Origin of the sequence: Mycobacterium sp., from assembly GCF_049802695.1 — a bacterium.
Lineage (GTDB): Bacteria > Actinomycetota > Actinomycetes > Mycobacteriales > Mycobacteriaceae > Mycobacterium.
Map to the genome: position 1 here is coordinate 1 of NZ_JBARMY010000281.1, position 1,783 is coordinate 1,783.

The 1,783-nt window shown below is 69.8% G+C and carries 1 protein-coding gene; it reads right to left on the reverse strand.

Annotated elements, in window-relative coordinates; all coding sequences use genetic code 11:
• Positions 1–222: 222 nt before the first annotated feature.
• Positions 223–1,783 (reverse strand): thiamine pyrophosphate-requiring protein (locus tag WA317_RS11495; protein ID WP_425173146.1); only part of this gene is annotated, 1,561 nt, incomplete at its 5' end.

Genomic DNA, 1,783 nt, shown 5'->3' on the forward strand with positions numbered 1-1,783 from the left:
GTGCGCCACAGCGGCCGGGTGCCGAGCATCAGCCCGAACTCGACCGCCGCGCGGCCGGGGTCGGTGATCGACAGAGACCATGGCGGAGCGCTGGATCGCCGCGGACGCTCGACAGGTTGGAAGATCGGCTCTGGCATGACTACCAGCCTGCCATCTTGTCCCGGCGCTGCGTCGCAAGTTGGCCGCGATGGCGCTCAACCAGCCGGGAGCGCTCCAGGAACATCACGGCTGCGGCAGACGAACGTCCACCACTGCGCACCGGCCCTCGGCGTTGACAGCCAGCGCCCATCGGACAGCGTCGCCTATCTCGTCGCGGGTGTGCACCGTCTGACCCGCGCCTCCGCACGCCGTGGCCAGAGCGGCGTAATCGGTGGCCGGAGTGAGCTGGGTTTCCGCGAAGTCGTCGGCGCGGACCGAGGCGCCGTCGGGGTACAGCTCGATCACCGGCGCCTTGGACGCCCAGTAGGAGTGGTTGTTGAGGACGACGGCCACGAAGGGCGCGCCGTAGCGGTGAGCCGACCAGAACGCCGCGGTCGGCACCCCGAAGTTGAACGAGCCGTCGCCGCAGATTGCCACCACTGGCGCCTCCGGCCGGGCCAATTTAATCCCTAACGCGCCGCCGAGGGCCCACCCCAGCCCAGGGGCGCCGGTGTCGAAGAGCTGGCCGGGTTCTCGAGGCACCTGGCGTGCCACCGCAGGACGGTTGGTCACTGCCTCCTCGACGACCACGGCTTGCGGCGGTAACGCGCGGCTCAGTTCGGCCAGCATCGCGTCCGGCGCGTCGGCCGGCGAATCGGACGTGGCGCGGCGCTTTGCTTCGTCTCGGAGCTTCGTGATCTCGGCTTCGGCGGCCTGGCGGCGTCCGGTCCACCGCTGCTGCAGATCGGCGGTGGCCAGGCGCACCAGCGCCTGCTCCAGCAGTGGCAACGCCACACGGGTGTCCGCGGTCAACGCCACCTCGATCGGATAGGACCACATCGGCATGGTCGGCTTGACCGGGTCCACATCGATCTGCACAATTTGCGCGTTCTCGGGCGGGCCGCCCCGGGCCGGTACCCACGGCACTTCGGAGTCGAGAAGCAGAACCGCGTCCGCCGCACCCAGCGGCGCGGAGTCGCTGGTGTGCAGCGGATGGCCGGCCGGCAGGTTGGCGCGGTCGCCTTGATCGATCACCGGCGCACCCAGCAGCTCGGCGATCCTGGCCAACACGGCCGCGTTGGCCGGCTCGGCTCCGGTTCGTGACGTGACGATGACCAGCCGGTTCGCGCCGGCGACTATGGCAGCCAACCGTTCCAAGGCTTTCGGGTCAGGTCCGGGTGGGGCGGCCGGCGTCAGACGTCGCGGCAGCGACGCGACGCCGGGCTCCATCAAGGCTTCCCGGGGCAGCATCACGTACGCAGGCCCGGTCGGGCCGGATTGGGTCACCTGAAACGCCCGCCGCACGATCGGGGCCAGCTCGCGGCCGCGCGGCACCTCCATATGCCATTTGACGTAGTTGCGTACGATCGCCGGCTGGTCGAGTTGCTCTTGCTGCCAGTGGATGAAACTGTCGCGGTGGCCGCGGATGTCGGAAGCTGCGCTGTACGGAGCGCGACCGGCGAAAACCACGACGGGAGTCCGGTTTCGCTGAGCGTTGTGGATCTGGCAACCCAGGTTCAGCGTTCCCGCGTCGACGTGCACCATCACTGCCTGGGGCCGCCCGCTGATCATGTGGTGACCCATGGCCGCGGCCAGCGCGACGCTTTCGTGGATACACAGCACCGCCTTCGGCGCGGGTGCGCCG